Here is a 16,027-nt window from a genome sequence, read left to right as displayed (position 1 = left end):
CATTGAAAGGTTGGGACGCGCAAATGGACATTCGGATTGGCTTAACCTTTGACGATGTCCTGCTGGTGCCTGCGGAATCCAGCATTGTGCCTAGCCAGGCCGACACGCGTACCCAGGTGACGCGCGGCATCAGCCTCAACATTCCGGTGCTTTCCTCTGCCATGGATACCGTGACGGAAGAGAATATGGCGATCGTCATGGCGCAGCTTGGCGGCATTGGCGTGCTGCATCGCAATCTTTCGATCGAAGAACAATCGGCAGCGGTCCGCGCGGTGAAGCGGTTTGAATCCGGCATGGTCGTCAACCCGATCACCATCGCCCCCGATCAGACCTTGGCCGAGGCGCAGATGTTGATGTCCCGCCATCGCATTTCGGGCATTCCCGTGGTCGAGGCTTCGGGCAAGCTCGTCGGCATTCTCACCAATCGCGATGTGCGCTTTGCCGAATATGCGGCTCAGCCGGTGCGCGAATTGATGACGAGCCAGAATCTCGCGACCGTGCAGGCGGGCGTCAGTCAGGAAGAGGCGCGGCGCTTGCTCCATCAACGCCGGATTGAAAAGCTGCTGGTCGTCGATGAAGCCTATCATTGCGTCGGTCTGATCACCGTCAAGGACATTGAAAAGGCCGTGACCTATCCGAATGCGACCAAGGACGCATCGGGCCGGTTGCGCGTGGCCGCCGCCACCACCGTCGGCGACAAGGGTTTTGAGCGGACACAGGCGCTGATCGATGCGGAATGCGATCTGATCGTGATCGATACCGCCCATGGCCATAATGCCGAGGTCAGCCGCGCGGTCGAGCGCGTGAAGAAATTGTCGAGCAATGTGCAGGTGATCGCAGGCAATGTCGCGACCGCCGCCGCCACCCGCGCCTTGATCGATGCGGGTGCGGACGGGATCAAGGTCGGCATTGGCCCCGGCTCGATCTGCACCACGCGCATTGTCGCCGGTGTCGGCGTGCCGCAATTGACGGCGGTGATGGATTCGGCGGAAGAAGCGCATAAGCACGGCGTGCCGGTGATTGCCGATGGCGGTCTGCGGACATCGGGCGACATCGCCAAGGCGCTGGCGGCGGGCGGTAGCTGCGTCATGGTCGGGTCGTTGCTCGCGGGCACGGAAGAAGCGCCGGGCGAAACATTCCTCTATCAGGGCCGCGCGTATAAGAGCTATCGCGGCATGGGTTCGGTCGGCGCCATGGCGCGCGGTTCGGCGGATCGTTATTTCCAGCAGGACATCACCGACCAGATGAAACTGGTGCCGGAAGGGATCGAAGGGCAGGTCGCGTATAAAGGCCCGGCCAAGGATGTGATCCATCAGCTGGTGGGCGGCGTGAAGGCGGCGATGGGCTATACCGGCGCCAAGACGATCAAGGAATTTCAGGAACGCGCGAGCTTTGTCCGCATCACTAATGCGGGCTTGCGCGAAAGCCATGTCCATGATGTCACCATCACCCGCGAGGCCCCGAATTACCCGACCCATGGGTGATTTTATGTCGGCGCGTTTCGCGGCATGAACCCGGCGGCCCGCGTCCAGACCGCGATTGAATTGCTGGATCAGATCATCAACGCCTGCCGCGATAATGGCGCGGCGGCGGATCGGATCATCACGGAAGGGATGAAGCAGCGGCGCTATGCCGGTTCCAAGGATCGCCGCGCGATCCGGGAACTGGTGTATCGCGCCATTCGTCGTTGCGGCGATCTGCCCGAAAATGGCCGCGCGGCGATGGTCGGGCTGGCGCAGGACGATCCTGAACTGGCGGCGCAATTTACCGGCGTGGCTTATGGCCCGGCGATCATCGCGGCGGATGAGGCGACCGCGCCTGCCTCGCTGGTGCCTTTATGGTTGCAGCCGATGTTGGCCCCGACTTTACCGGCAAGCGAATGGCCAGCCTTGTTGGAACGCGCCCCGCTGGATGTGCGGATCAACCCCCTGCGGGCCGATGACGCGGCGCTGGCGGCTTTGGCGGAGGAATGGTCCGCGATCCCCGGCCTGCCCGATGCGCGGCGTGTGGCAAATGACGCCTCGCCCGCCATGCAGGCGTTGATGGAGCAGGGGCTGATCGAGGTGCAGGACGCGGGCAGCCAGTTGGTGACGCTCGCTTGTCCGGCCAAGCCCGGTGCGAATGTGATTGATCTGTGCGCGGGGGCGGGCGGCAAGACATTGGCGCTGGCGGCGATGATGGAGAACAACGGCCATATCATCGGCTGCGATACGGATCGGGCGCGATTGTCTCGCCTGATGCCGCGCGCCGAACGGGCGGGCGTGACGATTGCCGAGACGCGCCTGCTCAATCCGGGGCGCGAGTTGGACGCCTTGCACGATGTGTGCGGCGCGGCGGATGCGGTGCTGATCGATGCGCCTTGTTCCGGCATGGGGACATGGCGGCGCAACCCGGAAGGGCGCTGGCGTTTGACGCCCGCGCGGCTGGAGCGGCTGAACCGGACGCAACGCAGCCTGTTGGAGGTCGGCGCAGAGCTGGTGCGACCGGGCGGGGCGCTGATTTATGTCGTTTGTTCCCTGCTGGATGTCGAAGGCGCGGATGCGGTGGATGATTTCCTGCAAGGCCGTCGCGATTGGGAGGTCGATCCGCTGGATTTGCCTTTGGGCGCGGTGCATCGGTCCGGCTGGCGCTTGACGCCGGGGCGGGACGGGACCGACGGATTTTTCGTCGCCAGACTGAAGCGGGCATGGTAGAGGCTGGGCAGTAAAGAGGCCCTTATGCCGATGATGGAGTTACTGATGCGCTTTTCGCCGATTGCCGTCGCCTTGTCGTTATCGCTGGCGACCGTATCGAGTGCCGTGCTGGGGCAAAAGGCGGACGATCAGATCAACCCGCGTTCCATCGCGCTAGTGCAGCAGGGCGAGGCCGCCTTGGCGGCGGGCCGTCTTGATGAGGCCGCCGATTTGATGGAGGCGGCATTGGTCGTCGATCCGCGCAATGTCGCGGGTTTCAACGGGCTGGGCAAGGTCGCGCGGGCGCAGAACCTGCCGGGCAAGGCCATTCGTTTCTATCGCGAATCATTGTCGATTAACCCGGACGATCTGGCGGCATTGGAAGGGCAGGGCGATGCCTATGTCCAGCGTGGCGCAGTCGAGCGGGCCAAGGCTAATCTGGCGCGAATCAAGGCGTTGTGCCGGGTGACCTGCCCGGCGGCGACCAATTTGACGGCGGTGATCGCCAAGGGGCCACCGGCCCCGGCAGCAGCAGCGGTCGCTACCCAGACGAACGATAAGAAGAATCCCTGATTTAGGGGTTTTTGTTTAGTCCCGTTTTCTTCTTTTAGCCTCAAGCGCCGGGCGCTTGAGGGCGCGACAAATTACGCGGCGGCATCCATCATGCGGGCGACGGCGATGAATTCGTCGATCGACAAGGTTTCCGCCCGACGCGTGGGATCGATCCCGCATTTTTCCAGCGCATCGAGTGCACCGGGCAGGCCCTTCAGGCTTTGACGCAACATCTTGCGGCGCTGGCCGAATGCGGCGGCGGTGATGCGTTCGACGGTCGTCATGCGCGCGCCTTCAGGGGCTTGGCGTGGCGTAATGTGGATCACCGCCGACATGACCTTGGGCGGTGGCACAAAGGCCGAGCGATGGACCGGCAACGCGAGCGTCGCATCGGCCCGCCATTGCGCCAGCACCGCCAGCCGCCCAAAGGCGCTGGTGTCCGGCTTGGCAATGATGCGGTCGGCGACTTCGCGTTGGAACATCAAGGTGAGCGATGCCCACCAAGGTTGCCATTGTTCGCCACCGAGCCAGCGCACCAACAGGGCCGTGCCGACATTATAGGGCAGGTTGGCGACGATATGCGCGCCATCGCCCACCAACGCGCGTTCGTCCATTTTCAGGGCATCGCCCTCGATCACCCGCAATTTGCCGGGATAATAGGTTTCAAGTTCTGCCAAGGCCGCGATGCAGCGCGGGTCCATTTCGACCGCGACGACATTCGCCCCGGCCTTCAACAATGCACGGGTGAGACCACCGGGGCCGGGGCCGACCTCGTACACGGTCTTGCCCTCCAGCCCACCGGGAATGGCGGCGATGCGGTCGAGCAACTGGCTATCGAACAGGAAATTCTGGCCAAGCGATTTCGACGCGATCAGGCCATAACGCTGGATCACCTCGCGCAATGGCGGCAATTTGGGGCGCTTGCCGCTGGTCGGCAGCGCTGCTTCTGGCGTTTGATCGGTCATTGGGCGGCTTGGCGACGCTCGGCACAGGCGGCGGCCATGCGGATGGCGGCGATCATCGCATCGGCGCGCGCGATATGCTTGCCCGCAATGTCGAATGCGGTGCCATGGTCGGGCGAGGTGCGGATGGCGGGCAGGCCCAAGGTGATATTCACCCCTTCATCGAAATGCAGCAATTTGAGCGGGATCAGCGCCTGATCGTGATAATGGCAGATCGCGACATCATATTGCGCGCGGGCGCGGGCGTGGAACATCGTATCGGCGGCGAGCGGGCCGATGACGGTCAATCCCTCATCCCGCAAGATCTGGATCGCGGGCAGGATGATGTCGATTTCCTCGCGCCCGATTTCGCCATTTTCACCGGCATGGGGGTTTAAGCCCGCAATCGCGATGCGCGGATCGGGGATGCCGAAATCGCGTTGCAAGGCGCGGGCGGTGACGCGGACCTTGGCGCAGATCAGCTCAATGTCGAGATGCTGGGCCACATCCTTCAACGGGATATGGGTGGTGACCGGCACGACCTTCAAATCCGGCCCGGCCAGCATCATCACTGCATTGTCGCTCGATATGCCGAAGCGTTCGGCAACGAATTCCGTTTGGCCGGGATGGGTGAAACCGATGGCGTATAATTGCGCCTTGCACACCGGGCCGGTGACGAGCGCAGAGGCCGCGCCCGAACGCACCAGCCCCGTTGCGAGTTCGAGCGAATCCAGCGCACAGCGCGCGCCTTCAAGGTCCGGCTGGCCGGGGATCGGGGTGGCGGCGTCGGCGACCTGAATCAACGGCAGGCCATGTTCAAACACGCTGGCCGTTTCATCGGGCGAGGCGATGGGACAGACCGGGCCATCCCATACTGCCGCTATCGAACGGGCATCGCCGACCGCAAAGAACAACGGCAATTGCGCCGCCTTGCGATTGGCCCATGCGCGCGCGACGATTTCAGGCCCGATGCCCGCCGGATCACCAAGCGCGATGGCCAGCGGCAGCACCGTCAACGGTATTCGACCTCGGCATCGCGGCGCAAATCGCGCAGATAACGCTGGGCACGACGGCTGACGCGTTCTTCTTCCATCTGCGCCAGCACCTGATCGAACGAGGGGGCGTTGCCCGCCGCCGGATCATCGCGACCACACACGACGAGGAAGCGAATGCCCTCGTCAAGCGAACCGAATGGCTGTGTCGCCTGCCCGATCTGGAGGTTGACCATCATGTTCTGGAGCGCTGCCGGCAAATCCCGCAGCGGGATATTGTCATTGCCGACCACGGTTGCGCCCAGAGCACCCGCCACTTGTTCTGCCTGACCGCAGCCCGCGATCGTCCGCGCGGCCTTGGCCATCGCCTCGACCTTTGGCGCGGCTTGCGCCTGTGTCGTGCCCTTGGGGAATTCCATTGCGACCTGTTTGAGGCTGAGCACCGCATCACGCGGATCGGCGGTCAGCACCTTGCGTTCGTCGATCTTGACGATGATCGAATAGCCGCCCGGAATGGCGATGGGATCGCTGATCCCGCCGGTTGCAAGGCCCTGCGCCGCTGTGGCGAGCACATCGGGCAATTGTTCGGGGCGGACCCAGCCGAGATCGCCGCCAACGGCTGCGGTCGAGGCTTCGGAAAATTGGCGGGCATAAGCGACGAACGATGCGCCGCCCCGGACGTTTTCAACGATTTTCTGGCCACCAGCCAAGACCTCAGCCGCATTGGCCGGGTTGGCGGAGAGGAAAATTTCGCCGATGCGCAACTCGGTCGCTCCCTTGGATGCCGTCAGGCGGGAGATGACCGACTGGACCTCTTCCTCGGCGACATTCACGAAGGGCTGAATCTTCTTGCGCTGCAAACGGCTCCAGGCGCTTTCGGCCTCGATCTGCCGCTTGAGCGTGCGTTCCGATGCGCCCTGCGCCCGCAGAAATGCCTGGAATTGTTCCGGCGTGCGATTGCTGTTCGCCGCCACACGGGCGAAGGTCTGATCGACCTCGGCAGGCGTGATGGTGATTTCATTGGCCTTTGCTTCCTGAATTTCGAGTGTTTCATCGATCAGGTTGCGCAGGATCTGGCCGCGAAGCCGTTCCTTTTCTTCCGGTGAAATCCGCCCTTCATTCGCCGCCATGACGAGCGCAAGCCGCTGTTCAATGTCGGTTTCGGTGATGACATCGCCATTTACAATGGCGGTGGCCTTGCGCACCGATGGATCGCTTTTGCCGAACAGGGTGATGTTGGACGGGAGTTTCAGACTCGCGGCAGGCGAGTCATCGTCGCGCACGGTCTGTGCGCCGGTCGGCCCGGTCAGTAACGAGGCTGTCAGTAGCGAGGTCGCGCATGCCAGCGCAGCCCAATTCAAGCGGTCTTTCATCCTTGCTCCTTGACGACAACGCGCATCATGCGGCCAAAAGTCGTGGCCGAAACCATGGGTCATAGCGGCTGAACACAGGCTTAGCGACCCAAATTCTTGAAGGCCAGTCGAAACAACATGGTATTGCCGATCCGCGCATCGCCAAGCCCGGCGCGATCATGTCGCAATGTGGCGGAGAAGATAAAGCATTCATCTTCATAGGCAATGCCTGTGGCGTTGCGAAGCGGCTGATATCCATCCAATTTTGTCGTCGGGTCTTCTGATTTGCCGGTCAGGATGATGACCGAGCTGGTATAGACCGACCAAAAGCGATTAATCGCCACGCGCGCCCCGAGCCGCAATTCTTCGCGGTCGCGCAAATCTTCGATCGAGGCGTCGATATTGCGATTGAGGCGGAGATAGCCGACCATCGCATAGGTACGCTTGGTGCCGATAGTGGCATCGAATTCATTGCGGCGGACCGAGAAATTATTCTTGTCGAGCCGGAAGCGATGGGTGAATTTCAGCAGATCGCCATAGGCCAGCGTATTGCGGCCCACAATGTCGGACATACGGCCCGACAGGCCCGTGCCATCAGGGAAGAGTTGCGTGCGGCTGTTGAGCCGATAGCTTTGCCCGACGACGGAGCGGAGCGAGAAACGCGGCAGGTTCAGCCCATATTCCGCACCATAAGTAATGCGCGCGCCATCTTCCCAGCGGTCATAGCCGGGAAATCGGTTGAGCGCGAACAGGTTGCTGTCTTCCAGTTCGATCGCGCGGCTGTCCTCGTTCGGGATGCTCAGATTTCTGACATTGGGCGAGGCGGCGATCTGCACGCGCGGCGTGATCAATTGGGTGCCGCCAAGGGCCGGACCCAGTAACGGCCAGCGCATATCGGCGGCAACCGCGCCGATTACGCGCTTGGACCAGCCTTCGCTACCCCGATATAGCGCGATTCTGGTGTCGAGCGTGTCGTTCGCATTATAGACATCCGCCCGGCCATAAGTGGTGAACGACAATTCCTGCCCCATCGGGGTCAGGCTACGTTTTTCCCATTTGAACGAGGCGAAGGCGCGCTGCGTGTCCTGTCCGGCGGTGCGGACCAGCGACAGGCTGTTGGCCTGAAACTCTAACGCGCCACTCAACACCGGGTCGGCAAGGCGCAGGCGATAGTCGATCAACGGCAAAGCGACCGGCTGACTGCCCTGACTGCTGCCGGGGCGCAGATCCTGCACCGCCCAGCCTGCAATCGAGAGATAGCTGTTGGGGCCAACGCGCTCTGCGCGCGCTGTCGTACGCAGGCGATCGTCGCCAGAAATATAATAACGCTGCAAGAAGGTCTTGTCGGTCGTGACCCGGCCAGAGCCGGAGATGTTCCAAAGCGGCGATAATTGGAATTTGCCGCTGATGTCGAAATTGCCGCGCACGTCCTTGATGGCTTTCGAGGGGCCGGACAATGGCACGGTCTGTCTGGTGCTATAGGTGAGGTTGGACTTGATTTGATACGCGCCGCTCGACGTCAATTGACGATAGACCACCCCCAGCATCGGCAGCGTGATGGAATAGACATGGGGCGTCAGCAATAGATCGCGATTGGCCGAGAAACGGATGTAAAAGGGTGTGACCAGTTCAAAGCCGTTATTGAGGCGATAGCGAAGATCGGGCACGAGAAAACCCGTGCCACCATTTCCCGAACCGTCCGGGTGCGACAGTGCGGGCAGGCTGAGGACAGGCATACCCAACAAGGACAGGCGCGCATGGCGATAACGGATGCGATGTTTGACCGGATCATGAATCACGCGCAACGCGTCGATTTTCCACAATGGTTTTTTCGCGCAACCCTTTGAATCAACGACATGGCAAGGGGTGTAGCTGGCGCGATTGAGCTTGGTGACGCCGTCGGTGCGTTCGCCATGCAAGGCGGCAAGGCGGCCGCCATCTGTGAGGACAAGCAGCATGTTTTCCGCCACGCCGTCTTTCAGCGTGTCCTGCAAATCAACCGAATCGCCATAAGCGACATCCCCGCCGGGATTGATCACGCGGACATTGCCGGTGGCGGTGACTTTGCCGGTGACGCGGTCCCAAACGACCACATCGGCGCGCAAATGATTGCCATCGCGCTCCATTTCGACATTGCCGGTGGCGGTGACGACATCCAGATTTTCGTCATAATCGAGCTGGTCTGCCGCAAAATCGACCGGGCTGTTTTCGGTTGGCGTCAAATCCGGTGCCAGATCCGATGAGGTATCAGAATTCGTGGCAGCATCCATCGGCCCTTGCGCGGACAGGTCTGCCGCCGCTTCTGCTTCGGTATTCTGGGTAAATTGGGCCAAGGCTGCGGGCGACCAGAAGATCGACAGCAGTACCGGGCAGAGCATCAGGGCATTGGGGTTCAATCTTGGCACGAACGTCCACCAGTTCATAAATTCGACCCCGCCTATCGCATCCCGCTGGCTTATCTGCAATCATTGTTCCTGTGGCTGCGGTCGAATCGTCGGAGCAACAGTCGTTTTTTCGTCATCAGTATGGAATGTACATCATTATGCGCTTCAGCTTTGCCGACCAAGTCTCCCAAGTCGCCCAGCCTTTGGTCCTGCCTGTGCGCGGGGCGATTGACCTGACCCGCGCCTTGCGGCGTTTGTCGAACGATGTAGCGCGGGTGGTGCAGGCATCGGCGATTGCCCAGCGTTTCGAAGGCGAAGCGGCGAGCATCGCCGAGGCGTTGGTCGCGGATGGCGCGGAGGTGCGGCGCATCCTGCTGGTCGGGCTTGGTACGGGACCTCTTGATACCAATGGCCTGATGGAAAAAGCGGGCGGCGCGGTGGCGGTGAAGTTGCTGACCTCTGGCGTGACTGCGATTTCGGTTGATTTTACCGGGTTGGAAGGGGTTGGGCTTGATCAGGCGGCGGCGCGTTTTGCGTATGGCGCGCGGCTGCGGTCGTGGCGGCATGATGTCTATCGCACCAAGCTCCCCAAGTCGCAAAAACCGACCCTGTCCGACATTGAAATCGTCGGCGCGCGCGGGGCGGCGGACGCATGGACGACCCTGTCGGCGATTGCCGATGGCGTTGAATTCACGCGGACCTTGGTCACGGAACCGGCCAATGTGATCTATCCGGAAAGCTTCGTTGCGCGTTGCGAGCGGCTGGCGACCTTGGGCGTCGAGATTGAAATTTTGGGCGAAGACGAAATGCGCGCCGCCGGCATGGGGGCGTTGTTGGGTGTGTCCCAAGGCTCCGCCCGCCCGCCGCGTTTGCTGGTGATGCGCTGGAATGGCCTGGATAGCGCGACAGAGCGCAAGCCCGTGGTGTTCGTCGGCAAGGGCGTGACCTTCGATACCGGCGGGATTTCGATCAAGCCTGCCGCCGGTATGGAAGATATGAAATGGGACATGGGCGGGGCAGGCGCCGTGGCCGGGACCATGCTCGCGCTCGCCAGCCGCAAGGCCAAGGCGCATGTCGTCGGCATTTGCGGTCTGGTTGAAAATATGCCGTCCGGCACCGCCCAGCGCCCCGGCGATGTGGTCGTGTCGATGTCCGGCCAGACGGTCGAGGTGATCAACACCGATGCCGAAGGGCGGCTCGTCCTGTGCGATGCGATGACATGGGTGCAGCGCAAATATAAGCCCGAAGTCATGATCGATCTCGCGACCTTGACCGGCGCGATCATCATTTCGCTGGGCCATGAATATGCCGGTCTGTTCAGCAATAACGACGAATTGGCCGAACAATTGCTGGCGGCGGGCAAGGCATCGGGCAACCCCTTGTGGCGGATGCCGATGGGCGAAGCCTATGACAAGCAGATCGATTCCCCGATTGCCGATATGAAGAATGTCGGCGGGCGCGAGGGCGGGTCGATCACCGCCGCGCAATTCCTGCAACGCTTTGTCGATGAAGGGGTGCGCTGGGCGCATCTCGATATTGCAGGCACGGTCTGGACAGCAAAGCCCGGCCCGACATGGGAAAAGGGCGCATCCGGCTATGGCGTGGCCTTGTTGAACCAACTCGTGGCTGATCATTTTGAGGGCTGATTTCTATCATTTGACGCAATTGCCGTTGGAACGCGTGTTGCCCGCCATTTGTGAGCGGGTGCACGCGCAGGGCGAACGCATGTCGATTGTGGCCGAGGATGAGGGGCTTTTGAATCGGCTCGATCAATTGCTGTGGACGTATAAGGCGGAGAGCTTTCTGCCGCATGGCCGCGCAGGCGGCGAACATGATGCGGCGCAACCGATCCTGCTCGCATTGCCAGATCAGCCAACTGGCGAAGCACGTAATATCGCGCTTGTCGATGGCGTGTGGCGCGATCTGGCGTTGGGGTTCGACCGGGCGTTTTACCTGTTTGACGAGGTGACCATAGACGGCGCGCGCGCGGCGTGGCGAGCCTTGGCGGGTAATGACAATGTCGAACGGCATTATTGGAAGCAGGACGAAGAAGGCCGCTGGCGCGAGGGGCCTTAAGGGGGGCTTTGGCGGCTGTCCTTCTATCTGCGGCCAAGATTTGACCGCATTTCAACGCGCCCTTCGACTTGCGTTGCGGTGCAGCAACGGCTAGGGGACCGGCCATTCTGATCACATCATTTTCCGGAGCGAACCCATGGCTGTTACCCGCACCTTTTCGATCATCAAGCCGGACGCGACTCGTCGTAACCTGACCGGTGCCGTCACCGCCAAGCTGGAAGAAGCCGGCCTGCGCGTTGTCGCTTCCAAGCGCATCCAGATGACCAAGGAACAGGCCGAAGGCTTTTATGCCGTCCACAAGGAACGTCCGTTCTTTGGCGAACTGGTGTCCTTCATGATTTCCGGTCCGGTCGTTGTGCAGGCGCTGGAAGGCGAAGACGCCGTGAAGCGCAACCGCGACATCATGGGCGCGACCAACCCGAAGGATGCCGCAGAAGGCACGATCCGCAAGCTGTTCGCCGAATCGATCGAAGCCAATTCGGTCCATGGTTCGGACTCGGATGAAAATGCGGCGATCGAAATCGCCTATTTCTTCAAGCCGGAAGAACTGGTCGGCTAAAGCTGATTTTACCGGGTCGGATCACTATCCGACCCGGTCATTTATGCGCCGGGCGAGCTATCTCTAGCCCCCGCCGCGCGGATCGGGCTATGACGCCGCCATGATCCCGATATTCACCAGTCGTCGCGACGAAATTCGCCGCATATTCGGACTGGCTTGGCCGGTCATGCTGACCAGCCTCAACTGGACGCTGATGCATTTGATCGATGTCGCCATTGTCGGCCGCATCGGCACGGCGGAGCTTGGCGTGCTGGCCGCCGGGCGGAGCATTACCTTCATCACCATCGTTGTCGGGATTGCGGCCATGTCGGGCGTGCTGGTCTCTGCCGCGCGTGCGGATGGGGCGGGGAACGCCTTGGAAACCGGCGATATATGGCGGCGCGGGCTGTTGCTGGGTGGGCTGATCGGGACGGTGTTGTGCGCCTTGTTGCTGGTGAGCGCGGATTTATTGATGCGCGGCATCGGGGTCGCGCCTGATCTGGCAGGCGGTGGTGCGGCGGTGGTGCGGGCGATGGCGGTCGCGTATCCGGCGCAGTTCCTGTCGATTGCATCTGCTTTTTTCCTTGAAGGGATCAGCCGCCCGCGCCGGGTGATGGTGATCAACCTTGGCGTGTTGCCGGTGAATGCGGTGCTGGCCTGGGCCTGGGCCGGGGGGCATTTCGGCCTGCCTGCATGGGGCGCGGTGGGGGCGGTGCTGGCGACGGCGGTGGCATCGACCTTGGCGATGCTGGCGATGATCGCTTCGGTCTGGTGGATTGATGAGGCGCGGACCCGCGGGATCCGATGTGTCGCATGGGTCGATTGGCGGCGGGCGGCGCGCGGTCTTTGGCCCTTGGCTCGGTTCGGGCTGGTGCCGGGATTGGCTGCCGGGTTTGAAGTCGCCGGTTTTGCGTGGCTGATCGTGCTGTCGACCCAATTTGGCGCGGTCGCGGCTGCCGCGTTTCAGACGATGCTGTCGCTCCATAATTTCGGTTTTGCCATGTCGATGGGTTTTGGCTCCGCCGCCGGGGTCAGGGCGGGCAATGCGATGGGCGAGGGGCTGCCGCTGGCGGCGACGGCGCGAGGCGTGTTGGCGGCGATCATGGCGGTATTGGTGACGGGGGGATTTGGCCTGTTGGCCTATTGCGCACCTTATGGCCTGATTGCGCCTTTTTCCAGTGATCCAGCGGTGGTTTCACTGGCGGTGGCGATGTTGTTCGGGCTTGCGCCCTTCATGCTGTTTGATGCGTTGCAGGTGGTGCTGGTCAATGTCCTGCGCGCGATGGGCGATCAGGTGGTGGCCGGGGTGAACACGATGTTCGGCTTTTTCATCGTGACCGGCATCGGTGGCTGGTGGATGGTCCGCCATGGCGGCGGACCGATGGTCTTGATCTGGGCCGCAGCGGGCGGCATGTTGCTGGTCGCGTTGTTGCAATCGGCGCGATTGTGGTGGTTGCGCCGTCAGCTCATGAAAATCAGTCGGCGAAGCGCATCGTGACGGATTTCGTGCCGCGCGGGGGATTGACCTCGGCGGTGTTGAAATCGACGCTGCCCTTGGCGGCGAGCTTGTTGCCCTCGATCCGGATCGTCCAGCTATAGATGGTGCGGCCCTGTGCATCGCGCATTTCGCCCAGCACCGGCGGGATTTTCTGGATCTGGTCGGTGGGGTTGATCACCCGGCCCGACAGCGCCAGCAATTTATCGCCGGACGCCGATGTTTCGAGCGAGACATTGCCGATCTGTTGGATCAGCAACGGCGTGTGACCGCCATTGGCGGTGATGCCGAGCCGTTCGCCGAGGTTGTTCGGCCCGAACGCCATTAACCCGCCGATCGCTGCAAACATGATCACCGCGAAAATGATCGCGAGTATCATGTTACGACGGGCCGGATTGAGGCGCGGCTGGAACGGGGCCTCATGGGCATAAGGATCGGCAAGGCCTGCATCCGCGATATGGGGGCTTAGCGCGATGGGCGCGACCGGCGCTGCGACAGGCTGCGGCGCGGCATCGGCAAAGGGCAATGACGGGCTGACCACAGGAGCGGGCGCCGCGGGTGCGGGAGCGGCTGGTGCCATCGGGGCCGTGGCCGGCGCTGCGGGGGCGGGCCGTTCGGGCAATGCCGCACCTTCCTGATACCAGCTATGGCGACACGACGCGCAGCGGACCTGACGACCAGTCGCGCCAATGGCGTTGTCGGGAACAAGATAGCGGGCGGCACAGGAGGGGCAGGTCAGGATCATATGGCGGCAATCTACGCATCAGATCACCAAGCTGCAAGCATTGCCGTATCCAACATGGTGATAAGGTTCTTAGAACTGTGGATCATGGCTTTACGGCACGGCCCTTGCTGTGCCATTGCCAAGATCATGTCCGGCATCGTGCAGTTTGAAAATGTTGGCCTGCGCTATGGGACCGGCGCCGAAACCCTGTCGGACATCAGTTTTACGCTGCGTCAGGGCGGGTTTTACTTTTTGACGGGACCATCCGGCGCGGGGAAGACCTCTTTGCTGCGGCTGTTGTACCTTGCCCAGCGGCCCAGCCGGGGCATGATCCGCATGTTCGATCAGGACATCGTGACGATGCCGCGCGATATTCTGCCCGGCCTGCGGCGCAAGATCGGGGTGGTGTTTCAGGATTTTCGGCTGCTGCCGCATTTATCCGCCTTTGATAATGTCGCCTTGCCCTTGCGGATCGCGGGGGTGCGGGAGCGTGAAATTCAGGCCCCGGTGCAGGAAATGCTCAATTGGGTGGGTCTTGGCGAACGCGGCGCGGCGCGGCCTGCGACGCTTTCCGGCGGGGAGCAGCAGCGCGTCGCGATTGCGCGGGCGGTAATTGCGCGGCCTGAAGTGCTGGTCGCGGATGAACCAACGGGCAATGTCGATCCGGATATGGCGGCACGGCTGTTATATCTGTTCGATGCGCTCAATCGTTTGGGGACGACGATCATTGTTGCGACCCATGATCTTCATTTGCTCAGCCGCATTACCAGCGCGGAAATGATCCGCATCGATAATGGCCGCATTCTCGATCCGACCGGCACATTGCGGAATCCGCCCGGCGCGCGGACCTATCGCCCGCAATGATCCGCTGGCTGCGCCCCCCGACCGCCGAACGGCAATTGCTGCCGGAAACCCGTTTATCGGGACCGATGCCGTGGATGCTGGCGATCATGATGGTGATGACGATCCTTGCGGGGGCCGCGACGCTGGCGATTGGCAATGCGGTGGTGCGGATTGGCGGCGATCTTGAACGCCGCGTGACCATTCAGTTGATCGAGCCGAATCCGGATCGGCTGGAGGCGCAGCGCGCGGCGTTGATCGTCTATTTGGGCGCGGAATCTGCGATTTTGCACCATGAGGAAGTGGGCGCGGCGGAATTGCGGCAGTTGCTCGCGCCTTGGCTGGGGGCCGATGTGTTGGGCGATGATCTGCCGGTGCCGGTGATGGTCGATGCGGAATTGCGTCCCGGCGCAAGGCTGGATGTGATCGCCGCGCGGATCAAGCGGGTCGCGCCTGCGGCCCGGATCGACAATAATGCGGCGGGTCTGGCGCCGGTTGCGGATTTATTGGGCACGATCCGCGTGATTGCGTTGATGGTGATGGTGATGATGCTCGCCGCGATCATGACGGCGATTGTGCTGGCGGTGCGCGGGACGCTGAATACCCATCGCTCGACGATTGATGTGATGCATTTGATGGGCGCGACCGATGCCCAATTGGCGCGTCATTTTCAGCGCCGGGCGGCCTTGGATGCATTGTTTGGCGGTTTGATCGGGCTGGCGGTGGCGACGTTGATTATCGCGCTGCTCGGCCAAAGGGTGGCCGCGATGGAATCGGAACTGACCGGGGCGGCAAGCCTTGGTTTAAGTGATGTGGCGTTGCTGACGATGATGCCTCTTGCGGCTGCCATGGTGGCGGCGCTGGTGGCGCGTGTGACTGTCATTCGGACCCTGCGGAAGATGCTATGATCCGGCGCTTGCTTTCTATCCTGTTTATTCTCTGGACCCTTGGCCTGACGGTATTCACCTTCACCTTGCCGGGGCCGTTGGCGGGCGTCCGCACCGATGGCGCGATTGCGTTGACGGGCGGGCGCGGGCGGGTGGCGCGTGGGTTGGAGGTCGTTGCCGATAAACAGGCCAAGCGCCTGTTGATTTCGGGCGTCGATCGGCCGGTGCAGCCTTATGAACTGGCCTTGGCTTATGGCTATCCCCGGTCGTTGTTCGATTGCTGCGTCGATCTCGATCGCGATTCCTTCGATACGCGCACCAATGCCGAGGAATCCGCCAAATGGATCAAGCGCCGGGGCTATGGCTCGATCCGGCTGATTACCAGCGACTGGCACATGCGCCGTGCCACGTTGGAATTGCGCCGCCTGATCGGGGACAAGGTGACGATCCACGCCGATGCGATCCGCACCACGCCCGATATGGCCGGGCTGCTGATCGAATATAACAAGACCTTGTGGCGCTTGCTGTCCCTGCCGTTTGATCGGCCCTAAGCCTCTCCCCTCGGTTTCTTCTT

The 16,027-nt window shown here is 62.0% G+C and carries 15 protein-coding genes; 10 read left to right on the top strand and 5 right to left on the bottom strand.

Translation table 11 applies throughout. The features are described 5' to 3' along the window. Window positions 1-23 precede the first annotated feature (23 nt). Genes guaB through K6117_RS04365 form a run of 3 tightly spaced genes read left to right on the top strand, consistent with a single transcriptional unit; the run spans window position 24 to window position 3,245 of the window. Window positions 24-1,484 (top strand): IMP dehydrogenase, encoded by a 1,461-nt coding sequence (gene guaB / locus K6117_RS04375; RefSeq protein WP_221792486.1) that lies wholly within the window; start codon window positions 24-26, stop codon window positions 1,482-1,484. 24 nt (window positions 1,485-1,508) lie between these two features. After that, a complete protein-coding gene (locus K6117_RS04370) occupies window positions 1,509-2,693 on the top strand; it encodes an RsmB/NOP family class I SAM-dependent RNA methyltransferase (RefSeq protein WP_221792485.1) in 1,185 nt (394 codons plus the stop codon). Window positions 2,694-2,723: 30 nt separating this feature from the next. Further along, window positions 2,724-3,245, top strand: a complete 522-nt coding sequence (locus K6117_RS04365) for a tetratricopeptide repeat protein (protein WP_343211740.1) — start codon at window positions 2,724-2,726, stop codon at window positions 3,243-3,245. Window positions 3,246-3,316: 71 nt separating this feature from the next. Here the strand turns inward: K6117_RS04365 and rsmA are convergent, their stop codons facing one another. The 4 genes from rsmA to K6117_RS04345 form a co-directional block, all read right to left on the bottom strand. Then, window positions 3,317-4,189 (bottom strand): 16S rRNA (adenine(1518)-N(6)/adenine(1519)-N(6))-dimethyltransferase RsmA, encoded by an 873-nt coding sequence (gene rsmA, locus K6117_RS04360; protein WP_221792484.1) that lies wholly within the window; start codon window positions 4,187-4,189, stop codon window positions 3,317-3,319. Further along, a complete protein-coding gene (gene pdxA, locus K6117_RS04355) occupies window positions 4,186-5,181 on the bottom strand; it encodes a 4-hydroxythreonine-4-phosphate dehydrogenase PdxA (RefSeq protein ID WP_221792483.1) in 996 nt (331 codons plus the stop codon). Before pdxA ends, rsmA begins: the two co-directional genes overlap by 4 nt. Next, a complete protein-coding gene (locus K6117_RS04350; RefSeq protein WP_221792482.1) occupies window positions 5,178-6,530 on the bottom strand; it encodes a peptidylprolyl isomerase in 1,353 nt (450 codons plus the stop codon). The genes pdxA and K6117_RS04350 overlap by 4 nt, the downstream gene beginning before the upstream one ends. Before the next feature lie 80 nt (window positions 6,531-6,610). Continuing rightward, on the bottom strand, window positions 6,611-8,932 hold the full coding sequence (locus K6117_RS04345) for an LPS-assembly protein LptD (RefSeq protein WP_425514686.1): 2,322 nt from the start codon (window positions 8,930-8,932) through the stop codon (window positions 6,611-6,613). A 119-nt stretch (window positions 8,933-9,051) separates the two neighbouring features. Between K6117_RS04345 and K6117_RS04340 the strand changes: the two genes are divergently transcribed. From K6117_RS04340 to K6117_RS04325, 4 genes are all read left to right on the top strand, one after another. Further along, window positions 9,052-10,539, top strand: coding sequence for a leucyl aminopeptidase (locus K6117_RS04340; RefSeq protein ID WP_221792886.1), 1,488 nt, complete (start codon window positions 9,052-9,054; stop codon window positions 10,537-10,539). Next, a complete protein-coding gene (locus tag K6117_RS04335) occupies window positions 10,529-10,969 on the top strand; it encodes a DNA polymerase III subunit chi (protein ID WP_221792481.1) in 441 nt (146 codons plus the stop codon). The genes K6117_RS04340 and K6117_RS04335 overlap by 11 nt, the downstream gene beginning before the upstream one ends. Window positions 10,970-11,105: 136 nt before the next feature. Further along, the gene (ndk, locus tag K6117_RS04330; protein WP_221792480.1) at window positions 11,106-11,528 is read left to right on the top strand and encodes a nucleoside-diphosphate kinase; all 423 of its coding nucleotides are present in this window, start codon (window positions 11,106-11,108) and stop codon (window positions 11,526-11,528) included. A gap of 100 nt (window positions 11,529-11,628) precedes the next feature. Beyond that, complete coding sequence (locus K6117_RS04325; RefSeq protein ID WP_246604799.1) at window positions 11,629-13,005, top strand: MATE family efflux transporter; 1,377 nt, start codon at window positions 11,629-11,631, stop codon at window positions 13,003-13,005. Here the strand turns inward: K6117_RS04325 and K6117_RS04320 are convergent. Continuing rightward, window positions 12,983-13,747 carry a zinc-ribbon domain-containing protein gene (locus K6117_RS04320; protein WP_221792479.1) on the bottom strand — a complete coding sequence of 255 codons (765 nt, stop codon included), beginning with the start codon at window positions 13,745-13,747 and terminating at the stop codon, window positions 12,983-12,985. The genes K6117_RS04325 and K6117_RS04320 overlap by 23 nt on opposite strands. Window positions 13,748-13,873: 126 nt before the next feature. Between K6117_RS04320 and ftsE the strand changes: the two genes are divergently transcribed. The 3 genes from ftsE to K6117_RS04305 are packed head-to-tail and all read left to right on the top strand — an operon-like array spanning window position 13,874 to window position 16,004. After that, window positions 13,874-14,590 (top strand): cell division ATP-binding protein FtsE, encoded by a 717-nt coding sequence (gene ftsE / locus K6117_RS04315; RefSeq protein WP_221792478.1) that lies wholly within the window; start codon window positions 13,874-13,876, stop codon window positions 14,588-14,590. After that, window positions 14,587-15,474 carry a cell division protein FtsX gene (locus K6117_RS04310; protein WP_221792477.1) on the top strand — a complete coding sequence of 296 codons (888 nt, stop codon included), beginning with the start codon at window positions 14,587-14,589 and terminating at the stop codon, window positions 15,472-15,474. Before ftsE ends, K6117_RS04310 begins: the two co-directional genes overlap by 4 nt. Next, entirely contained in the window at window positions 15,471-16,004 is a 534-nt protein-coding gene (locus K6117_RS04305) for a YdcF family protein (protein WP_221792476.1), read from the top strand. The genes K6117_RS04310 and K6117_RS04305 overlap by 4 nt, the downstream gene beginning before the upstream one ends. Window positions 16,005-16,027: the final 23 nt, after the last annotated feature.

The sequence above is a fragment of the Alteraquisediminimonas sediminicola genome, assembly GCF_019740335.1.
Classification (GTDB): domain Bacteria; phylum Pseudomonadota; class Alphaproteobacteria; order Sphingomonadales; family Sphingomonadaceae; genus Alteraquisediminimonas; species Alteraquisediminimonas sediminicola.
The sequence above is the reverse complement of the archived record's forward strand: the minus strand, read 5'-3'. Positions and strand labels throughout refer to the sequence as shown.

Bases quoted from the DNA above. Each gene is read 5' to 3' on its own strand.
- K6117_RS04340 (WP_221792886.1), top strand. From the start codon at position 9,052: ATGCGCTTCAGCTTTGCCGACCAAGTCTCCCAAGTCGCCCAGCCTTTG.
- K6117_RS04305 (WP_221792476.1), top strand. From the start codon at position 15,471: ATGATCCGGCGCTTGCTTTCTATCCTGTTTATTCTCTGGACCCTTGGC.
- K6117_RS04345 (WP_425514686.1), bottom strand. From the start codon at position 8,932: ATGAACTGGTGGACGTTCGTGCCAAGATTGAACCCCAATGCCCTGATG.
- ftsE (WP_221792478.1), top strand. From the start codon at position 13,874: ATGTCCGGCATCGTGCAGTTTGAAAATGTTGGCCTGCGCTATGGGACC.
- K6117_RS04325 (WP_246604799.1), top strand. From the start codon at position 11,629: ATGATCCCGATATTCACCAGTCGTCGCGACGAAATTCGCCGCATATTC.
- guaB (WP_221792486.1), top strand. From the start codon at position 24: ATGGACATTCGGATTGGCTTAACCTTTGACGATGTCCTGCTGGTGCCT.
- K6117_RS04370 (WP_221792485.1), top strand. From the start codon at position 1,509: ATGAACCCGGCGGCCCGCGTCCAGACCGCGATTGAATTGCTGGATCAG.
- K6117_RS04365 (WP_343211740.1), top strand. From the start codon at position 2,724: ATGATGGAGTTACTGATGCGCTTTTCGCCGATTGCCGTCGCCTTGTCG.
- K6117_RS04350 (WP_221792482.1), bottom strand. From the start codon at position 6,530: ATGAAAGACCGCTTGAATTGGGCTGCGCTGGCATGCGCGACCTCGCTA.
- rsmA (WP_221792484.1), bottom strand. From the start codon at position 4,189: ATGACCGATCAAACGCCAGAAGCAGCGCTGCCGACCAGCGGCAAGCGC.
- ndk (WP_221792480.1), top strand. From the start codon at position 11,106: ATGGCTGTTACCCGCACCTTTTCGATCATCAAGCCGGACGCGACTCGT.
- K6117_RS04320 (WP_221792479.1), bottom strand. From the start codon at position 13,747: ATGATCCTGACCTGCCCCTCCTGTGCCGCCCGCTATCTTGTTCCCGAC.
- K6117_RS04310 (WP_221792477.1), top strand. From the start codon at position 14,587: ATGATCCGCTGGCTGCGCCCCCCGACCGCCGAACGGCAATTGCTGCCG.